This window comes from Hydrocoleum sp. CS-953 (genome assembly GCF_002260545.1).
In the GTDB taxonomy this organism is placed as follows: domain Bacteria; phylum Cyanobacteriota; class Cyanobacteriia; order Cyanobacteriales; family Microcoleaceae; genus Trichodesmium.
This window is the reverse complement of record NZ_LGSU01000217.1, coordinates 1-2,481: the sequence shown is the minus strand read 5'-3', so window position 1 is coordinate 2,481 and position 2,481 is coordinate 1. Positions and strand designations below refer to the sequence as shown.

General features: G+C 32.0%; 1 protein-coding gene. It reads left to right on the top strand.

The features are described from left to right. Positions 1-1,361 precede the first annotated feature (1,361 nt). A partial coding sequence (locus AFK68_RS01845) for a HEAT repeat domain-containing protein (protein ID WP_210407178.1) occupies positions 1,362-1,931 on the top strand: 570 nt, incomplete at its 5' end. Positions 1,932-2,481: the final 550 nt, after the last annotated feature.

Sequence of the window (2,481 nt, the reverse complement as noted above, 5' to 3'; positions counted from 1 at the left end):
ATATTATGTGTTATGGTTAAGGTACATTTTTACAATTTCTTTAAGCAAAAGTCTAATATGGATAGTCAAAAGTCAATACAGTCATGTTATTAGGAGCCAAAGTTTTAATTGATAATTATTTCCACTGATTATTTTGATAACCTACGGTGTGAAATTATTTTTAATATTATTTAAGTGAATTCCTATGGAGTCTGTCCTAGTATAATCAGAATCTTTATACTATTATTTCAGAGATTTTAGTAGCGACTAAGGATGTAGATGGTTAACTTCTAGTCGAACCTCTAGTTTGAACCATACCCAAACCCAGGGAAAGTGAAAATTTGGCATTACCTCAAACTTATCCTGGTATCAGACTATTTTTTAATCTTTAAGTTTGACTTTACTTTTCTTTTCTGTGCTAAATTTATGACTAATTATATGTAATTTACAGTAGTAGTTTTGTAGCTAAAACTTCTATATTTTGTAGCTAAAATTTTCAGGATTTGCCTATTTTTAACTAATAGTAGCGAACCTGAAACTAAACTCTAATGACCTATCATTCTGTAAAAGTTGCCTCTGAAAACTCCTGAGAGAACATCATGCTCCACCACAAATCTACTTTTTTTATTATTACATGGTTGACTTTATGCTGCTTTTCTCCAACTGCCAGTAGAGCCATAATTTATAATTCCAGGACAGGGGAATTCAGTAATCGTACCTTTACAAAAACAGTAAACCTACAATCTCATCAAAGTTATCCAGTTACTCTGTATCTTGCTCAAGATAGTGACTCAAAAGGCAAAGAATCTGAGACCAAGAAAAAAAAATCAAATTCCTCTGATTCCAATGTGCCCAAACCAGTTCGTTCCATAATTAAATCTCTAGGAGGGCGAAAAACACTATTCCTGTTGAGTATCATATCTGTTCTAGTCACTGGTACAGCAGTATTTATTTTACTTAAGCTGTTTGACGATCATCAACCTAAAGAAGATTTATATCCAGAAGACCTATCCTCTCCAGAGCAAATACCAGAAGCAACTTCACCCGATCTAGAAACTAACCATCCCAATCTTAATCCCCCTCAATGGCCAACATCTCCCCAAGACTCTGCCATGGCCAAGACTGAAGATTCTTTTGTTCCTGCACAACAAGGGCAACTAGGGGAAAATACTTATGTGCCAATTTCCTATAATAGCTCCAAATTAGATCATCAAGAAATTGAAGCAGAAACATTTCCTATAGTTGATAGTAATTCTCCTATTAATCGCCAAGAAGATAATAATTATGAGCCAAAAGAAACTCCACTAAATTTACCAAAATCAACTGACGAAAATTATATCGTTCAAGATTCTAAAAATATTACTCAGCCAAATAATTATCCNTTTCCTATAGTTGATAGTAATTCTCCTATTAATCGCCAAGAAGATAATAATTATGAGCCAAAAGAAACTCCACTAAATTTACCAAAATCAACTGACGAAAATTATATCGTTCAAGATTCTAAAAATATTACTCAGCCAAATAATTATCCTTTGCCTCAAGTTAATATTGTTGAACAATTAATTAATGAATTGCAAAATTTTGACCCTAAAAAACGGCATCAAGCTATTTGGGAGCTTGGTCAAAAAGGAGACTCTAGAGCTGTTCAACCATTAGTTAATTTACTCATAGATTCTGATTCTAAACAGCAAAGTTTAATTTTAGCGACTCTCTCAGAAATTGGCACTAGAACATTAAAACCAATGAGTAGAGCTTTAGCAATATCACTACAGAATGATAATGCAGAAGTCAGAAAAAATGCTATCCGAGATTTAACACGAATTTATGAGTTAATTATTCAAATAACTAACCTCTTGCAACAAGCAGAATATGACCCAGATCCAGAAGTTGAAAAAACAGCAAAATGGGCTTTAGAGCAGTTAAATAGAATTCATACGAGGGGAAGGGAGTAAGGGAGTGACGAAAATTCGACAATCAAGCAGTAGAGTTGTTCATACAATGTGCCATACTGAACCGTATGATTCAAACATTAGACTAGATTTAAGATTTATCATCTTTCACGATCGCTTTTGTAATTTGACTTGAGATATTTTAATTGGCGATCCCTCTGAGAAAAAAATTTAACCAAGAAGGAAGAAGTTAGAAAAATCTCATCAAAAAATTTATTCTGGCTAATCTCAAGTATTTGACTACTCAAGTAAGATTATTTTTTACTAGAAACTACTTTCAATTTCAGATTTCTAAATCAATTCTATTATTTTTTAGCATTCCTCAAATATTCTATTTCAATCTGGAAAAGCAATTTCTATACCCTAAAATAATTCATCTGTCAATAGCCATAATTACTTAAGCACTTATACTCATATAAAATTTATTGTTTTGAGGTTATTCACTTTCGCAAAAAATTTTAATATTCAGGATGATTTTAACGTAAATACTTGCTTGTAGCTTTATTCAAGACAGAATTTTTTAGTTTTAAACACAACATTAGCACAATACCTT